The 21,097-nt window shown below is 52.6% G+C and carries 19 protein-coding genes; 13 read left to right on the forward strand and 6 right to left on the reverse strand.

Going from position 1 to position 21,097, the window contains the following annotated elements:
* Positions 1 to 40: 40 nt before the first annotated feature.
* Positions 41 to 1,228 carry a trypsin-like peptidase domain-containing protein gene (locus tag MT343_RS02980; RefSeq protein WP_145469954.1) on the reverse strand — a complete coding sequence of 396 codons (1,188 nt, stop codon included), beginning with the start codon at positions 1,226 to 1,228 and terminating at the stop codon, positions 41 to 43.
* 82 nt (positions 1,229 to 1,310) lie between these two features.
* Here MT343_RS02980 and MT343_RS02985 point away from each other — a divergent pair, with 82 nt between their 5' ends.
* Entirely contained in the window at positions 1,311 to 2,069 is a 759-nt protein-coding gene (locus tag MT343_RS02985) for a Nif3-like dinuclear metal center hexameric protein (protein ID WP_186435981.1), read from the forward strand.
* 57 nt (positions 2,070 to 2,126) lie between these two features.
* Here the strand turns inward: MT343_RS02985 and MT343_RS02990 are convergent, their stop codons facing one another.
* The gene (locus MT343_RS02990) at positions 2,127 to 2,768 is read right to left on the reverse strand and encodes a TetR/AcrR family transcriptional regulator (protein WP_145469952.1); all 642 of its coding nucleotides are present in this window, start codon (positions 2,766 to 2,768) and stop codon (positions 2,127 to 2,129) included.
* A gap of 257 nt (positions 2,769 to 3,025) precedes the next feature.
* Here MT343_RS02990 and MT343_RS02995 point away from each other — a divergent pair, with 257 nt between their 5' ends.
* The 3 genes from MT343_RS02995 (at position 3,026) to MT343_RS03005 (ending at position 6,614) form a co-directional block, all read left to right on the forward strand.
* Positions 3,026 to 4,009: an NAD-dependent epimerase/dehydratase family protein gene (locus tag MT343_RS02995; RefSeq protein ID WP_145469951.1), complete on the forward strand. Its 984-nt coding sequence runs from the start codon at positions 3,026 to 3,028 to the stop codon at positions 4,007 to 4,009.
* Positions 4,010 to 4,093: 84 nt separating this feature from the next.
* Positions 4,094 to 4,915, forward strand: a complete 822-nt coding sequence (locus MT343_RS03000) for an SDR family oxidoreductase (RefSeq protein WP_145469950.1) — start codon at positions 4,094 to 4,096, stop codon at positions 4,913 to 4,915.
* A gap of 43 nt (positions 4,916 to 4,958) precedes the next feature.
* On the forward strand, positions 4,959 to 6,614 hold the full coding sequence (locus tag MT343_RS03005) for a GMC family oxidoreductase (RefSeq protein ID WP_145469949.1): 1,656 nt from the start codon (positions 4,959 to 4,961) through the stop codon (positions 6,612 to 6,614).
* 46 nt (positions 6,615 to 6,660) lie between these two features.
* Here the strand turns inward: MT343_RS03005 and MT343_RS03010 are convergent, their stop codons facing one another.
* Entirely contained in the window at positions 6,661 to 7,353 is a 693-nt protein-coding gene (locus tag MT343_RS03010) for a TetR/AcrR family transcriptional regulator (protein ID WP_145469948.1), read from the reverse strand.
* Between the two features lie 144 nt (positions 7,354 to 7,497).
* On the opposite strand from MT343_RS03010, the gene MT343_RS03015 reads away from it, so the two are divergent.
* The 6 genes from MT343_RS03015 (at position 7,498) to MT343_RS03040 (ending at position 13,359) form a co-directional block, all read left to right on the forward strand.
* On the forward strand, positions 7,498 to 8,955 hold the full coding sequence (locus MT343_RS03015; RefSeq protein ID WP_145469947.1) for a flavin-containing monooxygenase: 1,458 nt from the start codon (positions 7,498 to 7,500) through the stop codon (positions 8,953 to 8,955).
* A 70-nt stretch (positions 8,956 to 9,025) separates the two neighbouring features.
* A complete protein-coding gene (locus MT343_RS03020; protein ID WP_222428587.1) occupies positions 9,026 to 9,982 on the forward strand; it encodes an alpha/beta fold hydrolase in 957 nt (318 codons plus the stop codon).
* Positions 9,983 to 10,343: 361 nt separating this feature from the next.
* Entirely contained in the window at positions 10,344 to 11,120 is a 777-nt protein-coding gene (locus tag MT343_RS03025; RefSeq protein ID WP_145469946.1) for an ABC transporter ATP-binding protein, read from the forward strand.
* A gap of 38 nt (positions 11,121 to 11,158) precedes the next feature.
* A complete protein-coding gene (locus MT343_RS03030) occupies positions 11,159 to 11,905 on the forward strand; it encodes an ABC transporter substrate-binding protein (protein WP_145469945.1) in 747 nt (248 codons plus the stop codon).
* Positions 11,906 to 11,962: 57 nt separating this feature from the next.
* Positions 11,963 to 12,661: an ABC transporter permease gene (locus tag MT343_RS03035; protein ID WP_225692059.1), complete on the forward strand. Its 699-nt coding sequence runs from the start codon at positions 11,963 to 11,965 to the stop codon at positions 12,659 to 12,661.
* Positions 12,658 to 13,359, forward strand: coding sequence for an ABC transporter permease (locus MT343_RS03040; RefSeq protein ID WP_145469944.1), 702 nt, complete (start codon positions 12,658 to 12,660; stop codon positions 13,357 to 13,359). Before MT343_RS03035 ends, MT343_RS03040 begins: the two co-directional genes overlap by 4 nt.
* Positions 13,360 to 14,217: 858 nt before the next feature.
* On the opposite strand, the gene MT343_RS03045 is transcribed toward MT343_RS03040, so the two are convergent.
* The 3 genes from MT343_RS03045 to MT343_RS03055 all read right to left on the reverse strand — a co-directional run bounded on the left by MT343_RS03045 (position 14,218) and on the right by MT343_RS03055 (position 17,249).
* Entirely contained in the window at positions 14,218 to 14,844 is a 627-nt protein-coding gene (locus MT343_RS03045) for a LysE family translocator (RefSeq protein ID WP_145469943.1), read from the reverse strand.
* 28 nt (positions 14,845 to 14,872) lie between these two features.
* Positions 14,873 to 15,985: a polysaccharide deacetylase family protein gene (locus MT343_RS03050; protein WP_145469942.1), complete on the reverse strand. Its 1,113-nt coding sequence runs from the start codon at positions 15,983 to 15,985 to the stop codon at positions 14,873 to 14,875.
* A gap of 82 nt (positions 15,986 to 16,067) precedes the next feature.
* On the reverse strand, positions 16,068 to 17,249 hold the full coding sequence (locus MT343_RS03055) for a YfaP family protein (RefSeq protein ID WP_145469941.1): 1,182 nt from the start codon (positions 17,247 to 17,249) through the stop codon (positions 16,068 to 16,070).
* 397 nt (positions 17,250 to 17,646) lie between these two features.
* Here MT343_RS03055 and MT343_RS03060 point away from each other — a divergent pair, with 397 nt between their 5' ends.
* The 3 genes from MT343_RS03060 to MT343_RS03070 all read left to right on the forward strand — a co-directional run bounded on the left by MT343_RS03060 (position 17,647) and on the right by MT343_RS03070 (position 21,047).
* Entirely contained in the window at positions 17,647 to 18,807 is a 1,161-nt protein-coding gene (locus MT343_RS03060; protein ID WP_145469940.1) for a phosphoglycerate kinase, read from the forward strand.
* A 64-nt stretch (positions 18,808 to 18,871) separates the two neighbouring features.
* On the forward strand, positions 18,872 to 19,774 hold the full coding sequence (locus tag MT343_RS03065) for a hypothetical protein (protein ID WP_145469939.1): 903 nt from the start codon (positions 18,872 to 18,874) through the stop codon (positions 19,772 to 19,774).
* A gap of 31 nt (positions 19,775 to 19,805) precedes the next feature.
* Positions 19,806 to 21,047, forward strand: a complete 1,242-nt coding sequence (locus MT343_RS03070) for a hypothetical protein (protein WP_145469938.1) — start codon at positions 19,806 to 19,808, stop codon at positions 21,045 to 21,047.
* The last annotated feature ends 50 nt before the right edge of the window (positions 21,048 to 21,097 follow it).

Raw genomic sequence — 21,097 nt, forward strand, 5'->3', positions numbered from 1 at the left:
GGCAGATGCTTTCTTCAGGGGGCGTTACTGATGTGCTTTATTAATGTGCCTTACGTTGGCCGGCAATAGCGTGGGTCTGCATTTTTTGTCCGGCGCGGATAAATTCCAGGTCAATGCCATCACCCGGGCGCAACGCTGCAATCTGGTTCATGGCACTGCGGGCGTTAGCAGCGTCCTGATTATTAATCCGTACCAGAATATCGCCGATGGCGAGTTTTGCCTGATCAGCAGGCCCGTCGGGATAAATGCCGGTAACGATCAGGCCGGTTAACGCCTGTGGCAGGCTGAGGGCGGTGAGCAGTTGCGGCGTGGATTCCTGCACCTCAATGCCGAGCCAGCCACGAATCGTGGTGCCGTGGGTAGCAATATCGGTCAGGGTGCGGCTGGCCACTTCAGCAGGAATGGCAAAGCCAATGCCCTGACTGCCGCCGGATTTGGAGAAAATGGCGGTATTTAAGCCGACCAGCTCGCCATGAGCATTAATCAGGGCGCCGCCGGAATTACCGGGGTTAATGGCAGCGTCGGTCTGGATATAATCTTCGTAGGTGTTTAATCCCAGCTGGTTACGGCCGGTGGCGGAAACGATGCCGAGGGTTACCGTCTGACCAACGCCAAAGGGGTTACCGATGGCGAGTACCACATCGCCGATGCGCAGCTGACTGTCGTGGGCGACCTGAATCTGTGGCAGATTTTCCAGCTCAATTTTCAGTACGGCGAGGTCGGCTTCGGGGTCGGTGCCGACCACGGTGGCATTAACCTCACGGCCATCGTGCAGGGCGACCACAATCTGGTCGGCACCATGAATCACATGATTGTTGGTCAGCACATAGCCATCCGGGGACATAATGACACCCGAGCCCAAACTGGATTGCATACGTTCGCTGGGTTCAGGATTGGTGCGGAAAAAACGCTGGAAAAAAGGATCATCAAACAGCGGATGGGTTTTGCGCCGTACCAGTTTGCGGGTAAAAATATTCACCACCGCCGGTGCTGCCCGGTCAACGGCATCGGCATAGCTGACCGGACCGCTCTGGGTGATGCTGTTGCCGGTGGCGTTTTGCTCCGGCATCGGACCGATTCCGGCAAGCGGGGCATAGGTTACCGCCGGGGCTTTGGGAGTGGCTGGTGTAACCAGATCCGGCGCCCAGAGCAGGACGGCAAAGGCGACAACCAGACCAACCAGAACCGGTATGACCAGTGTATTCACAATGAACTGAGCAGAACGCATTTGCTGTGAATCCCCCGTAACCCATAAACTGGGCTGACACTATAAACCGGCATTTTATCAGAATATAAATGAGGGCCATATCATGGTTGAGCGCCGCCAATTACTGAAGCACCTTGACTCACTCTTACAAACAGAGCGCTTTCGCGATTATTGCCCTAATGGTCTGCAGGTGGCAGGGCGTGAACATATCAGCCATATCGTTACCGGTGTTACCGCCAGTCAGGCGTTAATCGATGCCGCTATTGAGCGTGGTGCTGATACGATTCTGGTGCACCATGGTTATTTCTGGAAAGGAGAAGATGAGCGTATTACCGGCATTAAACGTGAGCGTCTGAAAGCGTTGCTGGTTAATGACATCAACCTGATTGCCTATCATCTGCCCCTCGACGGTCATCCGGTTTACGGCAATAACGTGCAGCTGGCCGATGTTCTCGGACTGCAGATTGATGGCCCGCTGAGTGAAGACGACCCCAGCATTCCGGGCCATATCGGGCGTTTGCCCCGGCCAATGAGCGGCAAAGAATTCAGCGCCTGGCTGGGTGAGTGCCTGCAGCGCGAGCCCCTGCATATCGGTGAAGAAACCGACACCATCGAAACCATTGGCTGGTGCACCGGTGGCGCTCAGGGTTATTTGCAGGTGGCCGTTAATGCCGGCGTCGATGCCTATTTAACCGGTGAAATCAATGAACCGGCGGTTCACCTGGCGCGTGAAACCGGCACCCACTTTTTCAGCGCTGGCCATCACGCAACCGAGCGTTACGGCGCCAAAGCGCTGGGGGAATATCTGGCGGATGAGTTTGGTCTGAATGTGGAGTTCGTCGATATCGACAATCCGGTGTAAGACTGCGGCTTGCCGTAGCTGGTGGTAAGGGCTGAGCGTTGCCGGCACTGGAAAGCCTTAAAGAGCTCCCAGCTGTCCGACCACGCCGGATAAAATCATCCTGCTGTTTGCTACAACATCATCGATAGATAACTTATACCCGCTTTTCATCCAGTCGATAGCGCTGAATGCCATTGCCCCGCAAACAGAGTACCCCAGCGCTTCCAGTCTGGCTCTGGGCACACTGACCGGAAACCGGGACGTCGCCAGAGTGTCTATCATCAGCAGGCCGAAAGACCGGGTCTGGTTCATATGAATTGCATCCACACTTTCACTGATTCCCAGAACCTCCAGCATTGTAATCTGTGCAAAGGCCGGGTTACTGACTTCCCGGTAAAAACAGTACAGCCCCTTATTTATAAAATCATTAATGTCAGTGCTTTCTTTCAGCGTCTGCAGGAGTTCTTTCCGGAAGCCCGACATCAGTTGCTGATAGCAGGCAATCAGCAGTGCCTCGGTGCTTTCGAAGGATTCGTAGAAGTAACGGCTGGTCAGGCCTGCTTCGCTACAGATTGCCCTGACACTGCTGTTATGGAAGCCCTGGCTGCCAAATAAACGGATGCCAGCGGCGATGATCTGTTGCTGCCTCAGCTTCTGGCGCTCCTCCGAAGAACACCCGGCATATTTCTTACCCAGCATTGGGGATGATGAACTACTCACTTGGTTCCCTTTTTACATTTGACAACGCATGTAGTCAGATTTAATCTGACTACCAATGTTGTCAGTTTACTCCCTTCCGGTGATTGGGATAAACCGTCAGCAGGCATAGCAATAAGATAAAAATAATGAATACCTCTCCGCTTGTATTGATCCGCTGTGTGGGCAGAGAGAATGGTGATGGTCTCGCTGCGAAGCCTCATTTCTCTGATGAGGCCGCATTTATCTGATTATCCGTAAATCTCAGAAAGGGGTCAGGCGTGCATAAAATAAAAAAAATATTTGTAACCGGAGCCAATGGCTTTATTGGCCGGGCAATCATGGAGCGTTACAAACAGAAAGGCATTGATATCTGTGGTGTCGATATTACGGCCGATCCTTCCCGCAACGTTGTGCGCGGTGATGTTTCCAATGCCGGAGAATGGCAGGAACATGCAAAGGGGTGCGACATCATTTTTCATACAGCCGCTGTCGTTTCAAATACGGCATCAGCGGACATGTATCAGAAGGTGAGTGTTGGCAGTGTGAAGCAGGTGGTTGCTGCTGCAAAAAAATATCATATTGCACGCGTTGTTCATATTTCCTCAATTGCAGCATATGGACTGAACTTTGATACTGATCAGGATGAAAACTGCAGCATCTCGGTTCTGAGTGGATCTTCATATTGTGATGCCAAGGCAGCGAGTGAACACGGCTTTCTGGCGGCTCATGCCGCAGGGGATATCTGCACAACGATAATTCGTCCGGGAGATGTCTATGGTCCGGGGTCCAGGCCCTGGGTTCTGATTCCTCTGACGATGATCAGTAAAAAGCAATTTGTTTTACCAGCCATGGGCAGAGGGATATTCAGCCCTGTTTATATTGATAATCTGGTGGATGGTATTGTTCTGGCTGCTGAAAAAGAAAGTGGTAAAGGCCAGATTTTCAATATAACCGATGGGGCAGGCATAGAATGCAGAGAATTTTTTAATAATCATTACAAATGGCTTGGGAAAAACACCGAGCCAGTCTGCTTACCCACACGTGTCGCCGAAGGTATAACCAGTGTCGGGTCGTTTATTTTTAATACGGTATTAAATGCCAATACTGAAATAGACCGGAGCTCCCTGGCGATGCTGTCAAGAAAGGCCACCTATTCCATTGATAAAGCCAGAGACATGCTTGGTTACGTACCTGTGGTATCTCTTACCGAAGGAATGGCAAGAACAGAAGCTTGGCTGAAAGAAAATCGTGGGGTTTTATAAGTTTCCTTAGCAGAATCGCCGTCAGCGGTTTACAGCCTGCCATGCACTGCCAGGCCGTTCTTAAATATACTAAAAGGGTGCGGTGTGAACGTTGTATTGATAACAGGATCTTCAAGCGGCCTTGGTATGCATCTGGTCGGTGTATTTCTGGCTAAAGGATACCGAGTGGCCGCATCTGCCAGAAATATGGATCTTCTTCGTCGGAAGGCTGAAGAAGAAAAATGGCCTTCAAATAACCTGCTCTTACTCCGGCTGGATGTAACGTCAGGAGCTGATTGGTCTGATGCTGTCTCCGGGGTGCTGAGTAAGTGGAAGAGTATCGATATATTGCTGAATGTGTCCGGTTACCTTCAGGCTGGTCGGGTTTATGAGCAGGATGAAGAAGAAATACACCGGCATATAGATACGAATGTAAAAGGTTTAATGCTTGGTTGCCGGTTATTGGTACGGCAAATGATTCAGCAACGATCAGGGCATATTATTAACATAGCATCAACCGCAGCGCTTTCTCCTGTACCTGGTCTGGCTCTTTATAGTGCTTCAAAATTTGCGGTAAGAGCATTCAGTATTGCTCTTGCAAAAGAAGTAAAACCTTTGGGTATTCGTGTGAGTGTTCTTTGCCCTGATGCTATTGAAACACCGATGTTAAAGAAACAGGAGAATGCTGCTTCAGCGGCTTTGACTTTTTCAGGTGGAAATATTCTTTCTGTTAATGATGTTTCTGATGCCATATTGCATCATTTTGTCCATAAGAAAAAACTTGAATATGGTATGCCGAAAGGCAGAGCCTTTATGGCTAAGGTAGCCAATATCTTTCCTGAGCGCTTTAGCTGGATTGAACGATATTTAAAACATAAAGGGCGTAGTGCTCAGAGAAAAAGAAGTCTCAGGCAGGACAGGTTCTGATCTTTTTTCATCTTTCCACATTAGTGAAATAACGGTACCGGATATGTTTGATTACATTATTGTAGGCGCAGGATCTGCAGGCTGTGTGCTGGCAAATCGCTTATCTGAAGATAAAAATAACCGGGTCTGCCTGATTGAGGCTGGCGATACCGATAAAAGCTACTGGATCAGAGACTGTAATCCTTTCAATATGCTGGTTCTGATGAATAGCGGTAAATATAACTGGCTTTATAAAACTGAACAGGATGACAATAATTCTCAGCGGTCATATTTCTGGCCCCGCGGTAAGGTTATGGGAGGATCAAGCTCAATCAATGCAATGATTTATACGCGAGGACATCCCTGCGACTATGATGGCTGGGAAGAGCAGGGGAATCCTGGCTGGGGCTATGAGTCTGTTCTGCCATATTTTAAAAAATCAGAGCGACAGATCAGAGGGGGAGACGGGTTTCATGGTGTCGATGGTGAAATGGATGTCTCTGATACAAATTATCATCTTCCGGTTTGCGATGCATTTATTGATGCCTGCGCAGAGGCCGGGTTCAGAACGACAGATGATTTCAATGGTGCAGAACAGGAAGGCTGTGGTTATTTTCAGGTAACGCAAACCCCGGAGGGGAAGCGTGCCAATTCCTCCACATCATTTCTCGATCCTGTGGAAAACAGATCAAATCTGGTCATCCTTAAGAAAACGCATGTTACCAGGGTTTTATTTGATGAACGTGGGGAATCGCCAGCCGCATGTGGTGTTGAAATTTACAATGCCAGAAAGAGAATAAGAGAATCGTTATTGGCCAGAGAGGTCATTATCTCTGCGGGTGTTATTAATTCACCACAAATACTGAAGCTATCAGGTATCGGGCCATCTGCTGAGCTTGAAAAGCATGGCATCAGAGTTGTTAAAGATCTTCCTGGCGTCGGTGAAAACCTGCAGGATCATCCGGATATTCTGTTGCGCTATCAGACGGCTAACGATGGGACACTTGTAATGGCTCCCTGGAGCAAGTCGTTCTGGGCATTTGTCGGGCGTTATCTGAATCGTACCACGCCGCTGTTATTTACCCCGACCGATTGTGGTGGATTTATTAAATCGGATGAGCATCAGCCGTTGCCTGATTTGCAGCTGCAGTTTGCCGCCGTGAGGATGAGTCCTCATGGACGGGATCTGAAGCTGCCGATGAAGGCGGGTTATGTGTTGCACGTTTGTCATCTCCGCCCGAAAAGCCGGGGGCGGGTGTTGTTGAGGGATAATAATCCTTTCAGCAAAGCAAAAATTGAAGCCAATTATTTTGCCGATAACACGGAGCTGAATGCATTGGTGAATGGTGTAAAAATCGCCCGCCGGATTATGGAACAGCCCGCTTTCAGGGCCTATAAAGGCAAGGAGGAAGCGCCAGGGATCTCTGTTCAGACGGATGACGAAATACGTGACTATATCCGCTCTCATGTTGAAACCGTGTACCACACGGCCGGCTCCTGCAAAATGGCTGCTCTGGCGGATGGTGGTGTGGTTGATCCGGAGCTGAGAGTGCATGGTGTTACTGGCCTGCGGGTTATTGATTCATCGATAATGCCCTCGATTACGGGAAGCAATATTCACGCACCGACCGTTATGATTGCTGAAAAGGGCGCTGATTTTATTCTCAGGCGTAGCGCGCAACCCGCAGGAGCTGAATATTCAGTGCAGGAGCCGGCTTAATGAAATCATTCAGACATGTTCCGGTTTTATCCGCAGCCGGATAAATTTATTGCTCGCTTTCTATTTGCCGCACCAGTCCCATAATCATGCGCATACCGGTGCTGACCAGTGTCTGCTGCGAGGCACTGCAACCGCTCTGCAGCCAGTAGGTAGTTACCTGACGCATGGCGCCGATAAAGCCCATTCCCAGCAGCGCATACTCGTCATCACTGAGTTGCCAGTGTGGGTGCACGGTACGCGCCAGTGTCATCACCATATTGGCAAAATCCTGCATATAGCCGTGATAGAAACGGTCGGTCGCTGCACTGACGCCTTCGAGCTCCAGCATACAGACCCGTGCGACACGGGCGTCCTGCATGGCACTGAAAAAGGCCGCCAGTCCTTGTTGTGCCAGCACTTCAATCTGCCCGCCGGGCTGCGCCTGAGAGAAAGCGTTAAACAGCTGCTGTTTGATGCTGTCCATGCACTGGCCGTATACCGCCTGCAGCAGGCCTTCGAGATTACCGAATTCGCTGTAAAAGTAGCGGTCGGTCAGCTGCGCCTGACGGCACAGGCCACGCACGGTGGCATTGCGGAAGCCTTCGGTGCCGAACACCTCAAGCCCGGCCTGCAGAAACTGCTGGCGCCGCTGGGCTTTGCGTTGTTGCTGGCTCTGGCCGCCATAGGTGCGTCCGCCTGTTCTGGCTGCCGGAGTATCGCTTGTGGTGTTATCGCCGTTGCTGGCGGTGGATTTTCCCATCGGAAAAATTGTCCGGAAATGACTCGTATAGCAATTTGACGACAAGTGTCCTCAGAAGTAAAGTGAGGACATCTGTCGTCAGATTTACTGGCGTGTGCAATATAACAATAAAATTTCCGGCCGGTGCCGGGCGAAGAGGTCCGTATGTCCAGTTATGGTGTGATCATTATCGGCAGTGGCTTTGGTGGTCAGTGTGCCGCCATCAATCTTAAAAAACGTGGCATTGACGATTTTATTATTCTCGAGCGGCGTGAATTTATGGGCGGTACCTGGGCACAGAATACCTATCCCGGTGCTGCGGTGGATGTGCAGTCGCCGCTGTATTCCATCGAGTCCGAGCCGTATGACTGGTCGCAGATGTTTGCCGAACAGCACGAACTGCAGCAGTACACGAATCATGTGATTGATAAACACAGCCTGCGGGAAAAGACCCTCACCCACGCCAATGTTGAAAAAATTGAATGGCACGAAGCTGATCAGCGCTGGCACGTGCATGTCGATGGTAAAGGCGTGCTGCAGGCACGTTTTGTTATCAATGCCTCCGGGCCATTAAGTACCCCGGTGATTCCGGAGTTTAAAGGCCGTGACAGCTTTAAAGGAAAAGCTTTCCACACCAATAACTGGGATCATGATTACGACTATAAAGGTAAACGGGTCGCGATTATCGGCAGCGGTGCCAGCGCCGCACAGATTATTCCTGCCATAGCGGCCGATGTTGCTCATCTGCATATCTTTCAGCGCACGCCGCACTGGGTGTTGCCGCGTCCGGATTATGTGTTTAAAAACTGGCAGCGTAAGTTGCTGCGCAACCGTGGTATTTACCGCGCCCTGCGCGAAGCCATTTACTGGGGGCTGGAAAGCCGCGTAATCGGCTTTAAATACTCTTCCCTGATGCTGGAATTGCTGGCAGGCCGTAAAGCCCGTGCGCATATTAAAAAGCAGATTAAAGACCCGGTTCTGCAGCAGAAAGTCACGCCGGATTTTACCATCGGCTGTAAGCGCGTCATTTTATCCGACACCCTGTACCCGGCTTATTGCCGCGACAACGTTACCCTGCACGATAAAACCGATGGCATTGGTGAAATTAATGAGAGCGGCATTAAAACCAGCCATGGCGATCAGGTGGATCTGGATCTGATTATTTATTCCACCGGTTATGACGCCACCGATGGCGTAATCTCTTATCCGGTTATCGGCCGTAACCAGCAGACGCTGGCGGATGTCTGGGCGGATTTTCCGCGCGCCTATTTAGGTACGTCGGCACCGGGTTTCCCTAACCTGTTTATTGTTACCGGCCCGAATACCGGTATTGGTCATACCTCGGCGATTTTTATTATCGAAGCGCAGATGAATTACATCATGAAGGCGATCGAGGAAGTCGGCCGCCGGCAGAAAAATCTGATCGAAGTAAAAGCCAGTGCCGAAGACAGCTACACCCGCCATATTCATGCCGAGATGGCCAAAACCGTCTGGCAGCAGGGCGGCTGTAACAGCTGGTATAAGAGCAAAAGCGGTAAGGTGATTGCGATGTTTCCGGGCTTCAGTTTTACCTTCCGTCGCTGGACTAAAAACTTCCGCGTCAAAGATCACGACTTTGCCTGATCGAACCTGTTAAGTGCAGGGCTGTGCGGGTATAAAAACGCGATAACAATAAAATAGACAAGGTAAGGTTATGAAAAAAATCAGTCTGTTAATTCTGCCGCTGGTGCTGGCTCTGGTGGTCGGTATGCTTAACGGTGCCTACGGCCGGGTCGGCCACTGGCTGTATGCTAACGTCACCGATCTCGAAGCCTCTGCTTATGGTTTTGAGCAAAGCGCGGTGGATATCGGCGATATGGAACTGGCACTGTACAGCAACAGCAATCCGGGCAAACCGGTGATCGTGATGCTGCACGGTTACAGTGCCGATAAAGACGTATGGCCACGTTTTGCCAAGCATTTTGTCGACGACTATCGGGTGATTATTCCGGATATGGCCGGTCATGGTGATACCGGTTTTGATGCCAGCTGGGATTACAGCATGCCGGCTCAGGCGAAACGTCTGGCGGCGTTGCTGGATAAACTGGATATCGCTCAGGCACATGTTATCGGTAATTCGATGGGGGGCTTTTTAACCGCCACCTTCGCCATTGCTTATCCGGAACGGACGCTGTCGGCCACTATGGTTGACCCGGCCGGGGTGATGTCGCCGGAGCCGAGCGATATGTTCAAAATGCTGAATCAGGGCCACAACCCTTTCCTGATTCATAACCGTGCGGAGTTCGACAGCTTCTATGCCATGACCATGGCGCAGCCGCCATTCCTGCCGGGAATGGTGCTGGAAGCCATGTCGGATAAATACATTGAGCGCCGCAGCGAGCTGGAAAAAATCTTCGCCGATTTCCATTCCAGCGATTACCTCGAAGAAAAACTGGCTGACCTGAAAGCACCGGCCATGCTCTGGTGGGGTGATAAAGACCGCTTACTGCATGTGAGCTCGGTATCGGTGTGGGAAGCGGGCGTTCCTCAGCTGAAGACACATATCTTTAATGGCATCGGTCATATGCCGATGGTGGAAGTCGCGTCTGAAGCCGCGGATCTGTACCGTGACTTCCTGCAGCAGGTGCCGGCTCAGATCGCTGCCGAATAAGGCTCCCGAATAAGCCCTGCTGTTCAAACACAAAGCGCCGCCCGGTTTCCGGACGGCGTTTTTTTTGCCTTGTTACAAGGCAGTGCTGTAGCTGCGTGCGCCCTGAATTGGTGCGTCAGGGGCCTAGCTCCCGCCTGTTCTGCAGCGTCGTTTCCCGCCAATTGGTCTTACCCTGAGACAATGCGCCCGTCCGACGGATTACATACCTGCAGCGTTGTTGTCACACGTTTTTGCACCAATTCGTGACTCAAAGTGGACTTTCCGGTCAGAAATTGGCGCTAAGCTTGCGTGAAGGTTGTCTTCATCCTGCCAATGTGTAATGTTCGCGCCCTTGTCCGTTTGTGCGCGCCAAGCCCTATATATGAAGAACTCCAACGCTGCTCTTGAGCTGATCAACATCCACAAATGCTACGGTAATCTTGAAGTGCTGAAAGGCGTCAGCCTGACCGCGCAGAAGGGTGACGTTATCTCGATTCTCGGCTCCAGTGGCTCCGGTAAAAGCACGCTGCTGCGCTGCATTAACCTGCTGGAACGCCCGAATCAGGGCGAGATCATTATCGGTAATGAACAGCTGGCACTGATTCCGGACAAAAACGGTGAACTGAAAGCGCAGGACAAGCGCCAGCTCGAACGCCTGCGTTCGCGCCTGGGCTTTGTTTTCCAGCAGTTCAACCTCTGGCCACATATGACCATCCTGCAGAACCTGATCGAAGCACCGGTGCACGTATTAAAGGTGCCCCGTGATGTTGCCGTTGCACGGGCACAGGAATTGCTGCGCAAGGTCGGTCTGGCTGACAAACAGGACGCCTATCCGGGACATCTTTCCGGTGGGCAGCAACAACGTGTGGCCATTGCCCGCACACTGGCAATGGATCCGCAGGTATTGCTGTTTGATGAGCCGACATCTGCCCTGGACCCTGAGCTGGTCAACGAGGTGCTGGCGGTGATGCGCGAACTGGCCGAAGAAGGCCGGACGATGCTGATCGTGACGCACGAAATGCGCTTTGCGCGTGAAGTGTCCAGCTCTGTGGTTTTCCTGCATCAGGGACAGATTGAAGAAACAGGCTCGCCGGAAAAGGTATTCGATAACCCCGAATCCCAGCGCGTACGCGATTTTATGGCGAGTCATCAGGCCTGATTGGTCTGCTTTATTATCTATTGCTGAGGATTAACACCATGCAAAAATTCGTTGCCACTCTGTGCCTGGCGGCCAGCGTTATGCTGTCGCCATTCGCCTCTGCCGAAAAAATCCGCATCGCTTCTGAAGGGGCTTACGCACCGTTCAATATGATCGATGCCAATGGCAATCTGGTCGGTTTTGATATCGATATCGCCAAAGCCCTGTGTGCCGAAATGAAAGCCGAGTGCGAAATCGTGGCGCAGGACTGGGATGGCATTATTCCGGGTCTGATGGCACGTAAATACGATGCCATTATTGCCTCTATGTCGATCACCAAAGAACGTCTGCGCGTGGTGAATTTTACCAATAAGTATTACACCAACAGCCTGGCGTTTGTGGCTGCCAAAGGCAAAGCTCTGGACACCAGCATGGACGGTCTGAAAGGCCTCAGCGTTGGAGCACAGCGCGCGACGATTTCCGGCCAGACGCTGGAAGATAAATACAGCGACGTGGTGAATGTAAAACTGTACGACACTCAGGATAACGCTTACCTCGATCTGGCTGCTGGCCGTATCGACGCCATCCTGTCGGATAAATTCCCGGCCTATGACTGGCTGCAAAGCAAAGACGGCGCGAATTTCGAATTTAAAGGTGCCGATCTGGATATCGATGACAAAATCGGTATCGCGGTGCGTAAAGGCGACAAACTGCAGGAACGTCTGAATAAAGCGCTGGATGCCATTGTTGCCAACGGCACCTACAAAGAAATTAACGCTAAATATTTCCCGTTTGATATTTACTGAGCGAACGCTGCTCAGAGGTAAGCCGATGAATTATATGACACACCAGGACGACGCTGCATGCTGATGGATTTACAGGGCTTTGGCCATCTGTTACTCAGCGGAGCGCTGATGACCATTCAGCTGGCGCTGGCCAGCTTAGCCATCGGACTGGTGATCGGCTTACTGGGGGCGGCAGCCAAGCTGTCGCCTTCACCGTTTCTGCGTATTCCGGCCACGCTGTACACCACACTGGTGCGCGGCGTGCCGGAATTATTGCTGGTATTAACCCTGTATTACGGCGGCGCTCAGCTGCTGATGTGGGGCGCCAGCTTTTTTGGTTATGACGAATACATCGAAGTAGGCGCTTTTGCCGCCGGTGTTGCAGCTCTGGCCATTGCCTTTGGTGCTTACGCCACGGAAGTATTCCGTATGGCGATGCTGGAAGTACCCAAGGGGCAGTGGGAGTCGGCACAGTCGATGGGCATGAGCCGCGGGCAAACCTTCTTCCGCATTATTTTTCCGCAGGTGTGGCGTCTGGCCATTCCCGGACTGGGCAATTTATTTCAGGTACTGCTGAAAGATACCGCACTGGTATCGGTGATTGGTCTGAATGAATTAATGCGTCAGGCCAGTGTGGGTTCTGCGGCAACCAAACATCCTTTTGATTTTTATCTGGCAGCCGCCATTCTGTATCTGGCGCTGACCCTGTTGGCGACGCTGGTGACCGAAATTCTTGAGCGTCTGAGTAAACCTGAATTACGTGGACGACGGGCATGAACTGGGACTGGTCTGTAATCTGGGATTATTTCCCACGCCTGCTGGAAGGCGCCTGGCTGACATTAGAGCTGGTCGGTTTATCCGGCCTGTTCGGTATTCTGATGGCGGTGCCTCTGGCATTAATGCGCGCTTCAACGCAGCCGCTGCTTAAAGGTCTGGCCTATGGCTATATCTTTTTCTTCCGTGGCACGCCACTGCTGGTACAGATATTTCTGATTTATTACGGTGCTTCGCAGTTTGATGCGGTGAAAGACTCGTTCCTCTGGCCGATTCTGAAAGAACCTTACTGGTGCGCCATTATTGCTTTCACCATGAATACTTCGGCTTACAGCGCAGAATTAATCCGTGGTGCCATTCAGGCAATTCCCCATGGCGAAATTGAAGTCGCCGACGCGCTGGGCATGAACCGGCTGACCAAAATCCGCCGTATTATTCTGCCAAGAGCGCTGGGTATTGTACTGCCGGCCTACAGCAACGAATTTCTGTTAATGCTGAAAAGCAGTGCGCTTGCCTCGACCATTACCCTGCTGGATATTACCGGTATGGCGCGCACGATTATTGCCCGTACTTATACGCCGCTGGAGATTTTCTTCGCCGCCGGCATGATGTACCTGGTGATGTCGGCCGTGCTGATCGGCTTATTCCGGTTGATGGAGTTAAGGGTTAACCGGCATAAATACATCAGCCGGGAAGGCTGATAAATACCCATAAAAAAACCTGCTTTGTCACACTACTGTCCCACAGTTTTTAATCAGCACCGCAGCTGACAAAAACAGCATTTTTTAACTTCAAGGCCTGCTGCCTCCCAAGGGAACTTATCCTCTTGCCGGCGGGCTTTATACCTGACCGCCATGGATGGCGGAAATGCATGTTTTGCAGGAGCAAAAACAGGCCCAGCTTCGCGCTTTTTGAAACCTTGATATTTACTGGCCGCGTGCCTCATCGGCCATCCATGGCCGGAGCCACTTGTCCGCATCCCTGCGGACAGACCAGACATATCAGCAGTTTCTGCGGCGGCCCCAGAGGCGCAGAAAACCGTCACCGCAATGCCGCGTTTCAGATCAAACGTTTTCTTTTAAATATCATGTCTCAAGCACGGTTTCTGTTGAAATACGGCTGAGCGGATTACTGTAACCGGCGATCGTGCGGCGCCAGTCAACCAGATGATTCTGCGGCCTTCAGAGCAAAACCCTGCCCCGGAACGATACAAATTTTTGCTGTTTTAAAGCGTCGTTCCGGGGCGGGCTAAATGGCAGGAGCCATTTCAACAGCCGCAGGCTGGCCCGAAGGGTGGAGGGCATGGATGCCCGTAATCATTGTTTTGCGTGCCGCATAATCATTGCAGTTGGCTGGATGAAGTCGGACGCGCCGAAAAGAGAGGATCGTAAGGAGATACCTCTCCTTACAGGGGGGCCAGGGGCTTGCCCCGGAAAGGCGTTTCAGATTGGAAAACAGTAGTCGATGAATGCTGCCGTTTGGAGTGACACAATGTCACTCCAAACTGTGGGACAGCAGTGGCTTTGGCAGTTTTTTTTATCTTCGCTATCCGGGAGCGATTAATTCTTAGCCTCCATCATCGCGATTCTGACTCCGGTCGCAATCAGGGTTAAACCTGCGGTTTTATTAATCGCATTAACCACCCGTGCTTTCAGTTGTTTGCGTGCCAGATGATTCCCCATATAGCTGAATGTGCTGTACACCAGCAGGTCGGCGAGCAGGCAGGAAGCCCCCATAATCAATAGCTGCAGCAGCACAGGTTCCGCCGGATCAATAAACTGCGGCAGCAGAGCAGAAAAATAGAGCAGTGCCTTGGGGTTGGCGAGCTGTACGATTAATCCCTGATAAAACAGCTTGCCGGGTTTGCTCACCTTTTGCTTACGGCTGAGATTAATGGGCCCGGCGTCGCTGAATATGGCACTCAGTCCCAGATAGAACAGGTAGGCAACGCCAACCCATTTAATCAGGGCGAACAGTGTGGCCGAGGCAATAATTAACGAGGCAATACCGGTGGCAGACAGCGAAAAATACAACACATCAGCGCAGGCGATGCCCAGCACGCCAAAAAAGGCTTTGCCTTGCGGGTGGCTGGCACCCTGACTGGCTGCGGTGATGGCAGAAGGGCCGGGCACCATGATTAACATAACCGTGGTTGCCAGAAAAATCAGGTAGAGTCCGCTGTCCAAAATTGTATTCCTGCCGGTTACTGTGTTGTCAGAGTTTTGTGGCTTTTGGCTGCAGGCTGTGACAGTCACGCCAGTTCAGCCCAGCCTGTTGCTGCAGGGTCTGCAGTGCGGCTAAATTGGCCAGCGCCCGCGGGTGGATATCGTGGTAAAGAATAATACCGCGACGCCATAACAGCATCAGGGTAATCACCCGGTCTTCAACGTCTTTATCGCTTAATTTTCGGTTCCAGTCCTGACTGTCGATATTCCACAGCATAACGCCTTCACCAGTCTGTTGCAGTGCGGTGGTCAGGACTTCGCTGCGCTGACCGTAAGGCGGGCGGAACCAGTATGGGCCCGGCTGGTAATCATTCAGACGGGTACGCGTGGTGTTAATGGAATCGGCCCAGCCGTCCCATTTCTGGTGGCTTTTGTGTACCTCGCCGTGGGAACCCAGACACTGACTGGCGTAAAAATCTTCAGGTGCTTTCTGCTGTTTAATGCGTTCGCCCAGTGCGAAAAACTGTGCACGCATACCGGCACTTTCCAGTGCTTTAACCAGCTGCTCAGTGCCGTTTACTTTTACACCCTCTTTTAAGCGGTCGGGTGCCGGGCCGTCATCATAGCTCAGCAGAAACTGACGGTCGGGTAATTCAAAACCATCCACCTCGTGCTGATTAAAGGTGTGAATTTCACTGGTAATGTGCGGGAATAATGCCGCCAGACGCACCTGTTCATACAGGTAACGTAAGTGAAATGCTTCACTGGCTTTGGCCCAATTCTGATAACCGTCGGCAGCGGGCTGTTGGCTGGCGGTTATTAATGCCGCCCAGCTGGCGGACGCGGCACACTGACCACAGGCTTGTGCGTAGTTAGCCTGCAGCCGCTGCCGGGTTTTCTCCAGCCAGCGCTGCACGCTGGCTGCATCGGGTTTATCGACGGCGGTGAAGGCTTTGATGTCGGCTTCGTTGCTCAGCGGCGTGGCTTCCAGCAGACGAGCAAAGGTCAGAATTTCGGCGGCGGAAGCGCGGTCAAACGCTGCGGCACTGGTTAACGGTTGTGGCCACAGGTTGCGCTCCAGCGTGGCGACTTTAGCGGGGCCGGCGGCCTGAGTGAGCGGGCTGATGATCAGGCCCAGTAGCAGTGGGAAAATAAAACGCATGGAATATCCTTTGACGATGCGGAGTAACGTTGGATAAAGGGAATAAAAAACCCCGCAGGCGCGGGGTTTTAAGTGCTCAGCATTACTGCTGATTCAGTTTTTCCTCCATCCGTGTGATGCCACTGTCGTAAGCGCTGTGCTCGCGCAGAGATTTGGCTTTGCGGAAGTTATCCAGCGCATCCTGCCAGCGGCCACTGGCTTCATAAATACGGGCAATGTTGTAGTAGCTGCTGGCCTGAACCCGCGCCTTGCTGTTACCGGACGCCAGTTCGATCGCTTTGCGGTTAGCCCACAGCGCTTCGGCGGTACGGTTCAGTTTCTGATAAGTCAGACCCAGGTTGCTGTAGGCCTGACCAAAGCTTGGGTAAAGGTTAATGGCGTCCTGGAAGGCGTACATAGCTTCTTCCAGTTTCTTCTCGCCATAGAGTTTTTCACCACGGGTATTAATCCGCTTGGCTTCTTTCTTGATGGCGTCGGTGATCAGTGAGTGGCTCTCGAAGGATTCCGCGCTGATCAGGCTGTTCAGGTGCGAGGCCAGGCCTTCACGGTTCAGGCTCAGGTACTGATCAATATCGTGGAAGGCGCCGTTTTCATCGATGCCGAACACCACCCAGCTGGAGGCGGTCTGCTGCGGTTTTACGTTATAGGTACGGATCAGCGTTTGGCCAACATAAACCTGCACGCGGGCGCTGCTGTTACCCAGAGCTTTGGAGGTTTTGCTGCTGTGGTTGCTGTAATCGTGCACGGCGTAAACGTAGCGTTCGCCGTCGTGCTTCTGTTCGATGGTGATGGTTTCCGGGCCATAGCTGTTGGTGTCATCCACATCCAGATTGGCATCACGGCCCTGTTTTTTCACGTAGAACACGTGGTTCGCCGGGTAGGTCAGGTGAGAGTCCAGATCGGATGGTGTGCTACCCCAGGTCAGTACCACGCGCAGACCATCGAGGTTTTGCATTACCGGTGACAGGGCGTAGGTAAAGCCATCACACGGGCACTTCACAACCAGGGTGGAGTAACCGGCTTTGTCGATAATCATGGTGGTATCGTTATCGTCGGCCAGGGTGCTGCTGGCGCTGGCGACACCGTTGGCAGTCGATGTGGCGCTTACAGAGCTTTCACCGTTGCGCTGCCAGGTGATTTTGGCATCGGCGATTTTTTCGTCTTTAACCACGGCGCTCAGCACTTTGACTTCCAGTGCAGCAGCAGGCAAAGCCAGTGAGGTTGCCAGCAGCAGGCTGCTGAGGCGTAAGCAGGATTTGAACATGGGGTCTTCCTTTATTAACAGTCCTGGAATTGTCACTTCGGCTCGCTCCGGGTTGAGCCGAATGAAGACCGCAGATTCTAGCTGCAACCTCTATCAATAACTACCTTGACGATAAGGACCCGTTCACACTATCTGAATCCGGCTTGCTGAAAGTCTGTTTTTCAGGACTGGCCCCGGAAGCTTCATGCTCCTGTCTCAGAGGACTTTGCACCCATCAGCTCCCTCTGTGGGCATAACCAGATGCCGCGCGTGCAGGACTAGGGCCGGCGGGCGCTTGCTGCTATAATCGCGCCCCAAATTTTTTTATCGCCAGCAGAGCCGGTTCAGCGCGTAAGCCTTACACGCTGAACCGGCACCGCGGGCGCATCAGCTACTGGATATTGTGAGTGGGGTTATCATGACTGTATTGAAAATGGCCGATCTGGATCTGAGCGGTAAGCGCGTTCTGATCCGTGAAGACCTGAACGTTCCGGTAAAGAACGGCAAGGTCACATCCGATGCGCGTATCCGTGCGTCGCTGCCAACCATTCAGCTGGCTCTGGATGCCGGTGCCAAGGTGATTGTTATGTCCCACCTGGGTCGTCCGGAAGAAGGCGTGTACGACGAAGAATCGTCCATCAAGCCGGTTGCTGCCCACCTGGCCGGCCTGCTCGGCCGTGACGTTAAGGTTATCAAAGATTTTCGCGAAGGCGTTGAAGTCGCCGCTGGCGAAGTGGTGCTGCTGGAAAACGTGCGCTTTAACAAAGGCGAGAAAAAAGACGCCGATGAACTGGCGCAGGCGTATGCCGCACTGTGCGACGTATTCGTGATGGATGCCTTTGGTACCGCTCACCGCGCTCAGGCGTCTACCCATGGTGTGGCCAAGTTTGCCCCGGTTGCCTGTGCCGGCCCATTGCTGGCGGCTGAACTGGACGCACTGGGCAAAGCCCTGGCGACTCCGGCCCGTCCGCTGGTGGCCATCGTTGGTGGTTCAAAAGTGTCGACCAAACTGGAAGTGTTGGAAAGCCTGTCCGATATCTGTGATCAGATCATCGTCGGTGGCGGTATTGCCAATACTTTCCTCGCTGCAGCTGGCAAGCCGGTGGGCAAATCCCTGTGTGAAGAAGACCTGATCCCGGCAGCGAAAAAGCTGATGGAAAAAGTCTCTATCCCGCTGCCAACCGACGTTGTATGCGGTAAAGAATTCTCCGAATCAGCAGCAGCGACACTGAAAAGCGCCGATGCGGTAGAAGCCGACGATATGATCTTCGATATCGGCCCGGATTCCGCCAAAGCACTGGCCGAACAGCTGAAGAGCGCCAAAACCATTATCTGGAACGGCCCGGTGGGCGTGTTCGAATTCGACCAGTTCGGTGAAGGCACCAAAGCCCTGTCACTGGCGATTGCCGAATCCGACGCTTTCTCTATTGCCGGCGGTGGCGATACTCTGGCCGCTGTTGATAAATATGAAATTGCCGATAAAGTGTCGTACATCTCGACCGGTGGCGGCGCTTTCCTGGAGTTCGTAGAAGGCAAAGTACTGCCTGCGGTTGCGATTCTGGAAGAACGCGCCAAGTAAGTCAGATCAGGGCTGCCATAGGCAGCCCTGTTTCATTTTCACATTCATATATTCAGGGAAGAGTATGCGCAGCATTCTTTTATGCCTCTTATTGGTTATGGGCGCTGGTGTTGTGGCCGGCTGTGCCCAGCAACCTGCCAAAAAAGTAACCAGCGAGGCTGGTAACAACCTTCATCAGGCGGTTTTGTCTGATTCAAAAGCCATTTTCTCAGCCTTAATCGATGGTGCTGATGAAACCCGTCTCAGCCGTCGGCCGATTGCCTGTCCTAATGGCCGGGATCGCGCGGCCGCTGGTGTTACCGCCCGCGATCTGGCAAAAATCTGTGCACTTAATTATGCCCTGGAAGCCTTCGCGGTTTACGACCTGGACGTACTGAGCTGGCAGGCTGTACGCAGCATCAATGAGGTGGATAATTACCAGACCTTTCTCCGCGCAGAGCCGGAAAATATTTTCCGCAATAAAGCACAGCAGGCTCTGGCAGAACGCCTGCAGCAGATACGGGCAGAGTTACAGGCCAGCAGTCAGTGTGCACTGCAGGAGCCGGACTGGTTCTGGATGAGCGGTGAGTGTCCGCAGGGCGTGGCACAGGGTGAGGGTATTGCCCGGCACACTGAAGGTCATGAATTTCGCGGACGTGTAACGGATGGTCGTTTTGTACAGGGAAAATGGCTGGAAAATAACCGCATTGTTTACGATGGCAGCTTTGCTGAAGGTCTGCGTCATGGTGACGGTATCTGCTTACATGAAGGTGCTTATGAACCCTGTCGTTATTACCGCAATGACCGGGTGGATGACGTATTTGTGCAGCGCCGCCTGATGGCCCGCCATCTGGAATATCTGCGCACTGTGCGTGGCAGCGGTGGTCAGCCGGGTTCCTGGTCGCAGCAAATATCGGCCGAAGAAAAAAATATGCTGCGTAATCTGGATCGCAGCAGTGGTTATCACAGCGCCGATACCGGCGAGTAACGGCAACGTCACTAATTAACGGAGTCCAGGGATGAACCCGCTTGAGCAGATTGCTGAATTATTCAGCACGGTAGCGCCGGAACATTTTGCTAATTTATCGCTGGATGAACTGATGTCCGGTGAGTACCAGGTGGGCTTTGCCAGTCTGGACTTCTTTTCCTTAGAGCCCTTTGTGCAGTATCTGCAGCAGTTGCCGCCTGCGCGCTGTACGATTTATCCGTCGGTCGATGAGATGGATACCACGGCTGACGGCATTATTGTTGTCGCGCTGCAGGGCCGGCAACTGCATGCGACCAAATATCTGATTGGCGACGACGTCAGTTATGACACGGCGTTTTATTCGTTCGGCGACTGGTCCTGCCGCCAGCAGATTTACCGCAATGGCGCCGAAGTAAAACCCATTGTTATCGAGTTTCTGAGAAAAGATGCCGAAGGCTACCCTGTCACTTTTATCACTGCCCGTGAATACGGTTTAAAGGTTGGTGATTATGAGTGGAGTGAGGCCGGTGTACGCATTATTGAGCGTTCTGCCCGTATGCCAGAGGTCGGTGTTGCACCAGAGCTGACGCCCTATATGGAAAGCCTGGTTGAGTTCAGCAGCACGGGCGAGGTTGAGATCATCCGCAACCTGACGCAGAACAGCATTGTCTATGACCGCTCGCACGAAGCGCTGTCACTGGCGAACATGCTGGAGCAGGCCAGTTCAGTCCTGCACGATAAAATTCTGGCGGATCTGCAGGCGGCGCCGGTTGCCAATACCGTTGGCTGTTTCCTGTTTGAATACTCAGACCAGGGGCCGTTACCGCCCACCATCGCGCTGATTCAGCCGCATGAAATCACGCAGGAAGAGGATGACTATCCGCTGTTATGGCTGAATGCTCCGGATTGCGAACTCTTTACCGAAGATGATTTTGACGGCATCCGCCTGCATGGTGAGCATGATGCGTTGTTTGACCGCATCAATGCCCAAATCGAGGAGCTGGATTACGAACAGGCCGATCAGCTTATCGTCGCTTTCTATCTGACCCTGTGCCGCCGTCTGCAGGATTCTCTTCTCTCTTCTTCGCTGCTGCAGACCACGGAGGATTTCTTTGTCACCGCGCGGGAGTTTTCCGCCTGTAACGAAGCTGTTTTTCTGCAGCAACTCTGGCCAGAAGAGCGCTGGCAACCACTGGCGGCGGCGCTGGAGCAGTTTGCCGCAGCTCAGGCTGAGCGTGAACTGGCGATGATCCGCAGGCTGGAGGCGGGAGATTGGCAGGATGACGAGGCCTGATCCGCGCGACACTGCAGACAGCAGCCAATAGCCGTTTCTATCCATAACAT

Source organism: Venatorbacter sp. C2-1, assembly GCF_022832715.1.
Taxonomy (GTDB): Bacteria; Pseudomonadota; Gammaproteobacteria; order Pseudomonadales; family Oceanobacteraceae; genus Venatoribacter; species Venatoribacter alkanivorans.

Coding starts and splice junctions, on each gene's coding strand:
- MT343_RS02980 (WP_145469954.1), bottom strand. CDS start 1,228: ATGCGTTCTGCTCAGTTCATTGTGAATACACTGGTCATACCGGTTCTG.
- MT343_RS02985 (WP_186435981.1), top strand. CDS start 1,311: ATGGTTGAGCGCCGCCAATTACTGAAGCACCTTGACTCACTCTTACAA.
- MT343_RS03005 (WP_145469949.1), top strand. CDS start 4,959: ATGTTTGATTACATTATTGTAGGCGCAGGATCTGCAGGCTGTGTGCTG.
- MT343_RS03010 (WP_145469948.1), bottom strand. CDS start 7,353: ATGGGAAAATCCACCGCCAGCAACGGCGATAACACCACAAGCGATACT.
- MT343_RS03015 (WP_145469947.1), top strand. CDS start 7,498: ATGTCCAGTTATGGTGTGATCATTATCGGCAGTGGCTTTGGTGGTCAG.
- MT343_RS03020 (WP_222428587.1), top strand. CDS start 9,026: ATGAAAAAAATCAGTCTGTTAATTCTGCCGCTGGTGCTGGCTCTGGTG.
- MT343_RS03025 (WP_145469946.1), top strand. CDS start 10,344: ATGAAGAACTCCAACGCTGCTCTTGAGCTGATCAACATCCACAAATGC.
- MT343_RS03030 (WP_145469945.1), top strand. CDS start 11,159: ATGCAAAAATTCGTTGCCACTCTGTGCCTGGCGGCCAGCGTTATGCTG.
- MT343_RS03035 (WP_225692059.1), top strand. CDS start 11,963: ATGCTGATGGATTTACAGGGCTTTGGCCATCTGTTACTCAGCGGAGCG.
- MT343_RS03040 (WP_145469944.1), top strand. CDS start 12,658: ATGAACTGGGACTGGTCTGTAATCTGGGATTATTTCCCACGCCTGCTG.
- MT343_RS03050 (WP_145469942.1), bottom strand. CDS start 15,985: ATGCGTTTTATTTTCCCACTGCTACTGGGCCTGATCATCAGCCCGCTC.
- MT343_RS03055 (WP_145469941.1), bottom strand. CDS start 17,249: ATGTTCAAATCCTGCTTACGCCTCAGCAGCCTGCTGCTGGCAACCTCA.
- MT343_RS03060 (WP_145469940.1), top strand. CDS start 17,647: ATGACTGTATTGAAAATGGCCGATCTGGATCTGAGCGGTAAGCGCGTT.
- MT343_RS03065 (WP_145469939.1), top strand. CDS start 18,872: ATGCGCAGCATTCTTTTATGCCTCTTATTGGTTATGGGCGCTGGTGTT.
- MT343_RS03070 (WP_145469938.1), top strand. CDS start 19,806: ATGAACCCGCTTGAGCAGATTGCTGAATTATTCAGCACGGTAGCGCCG.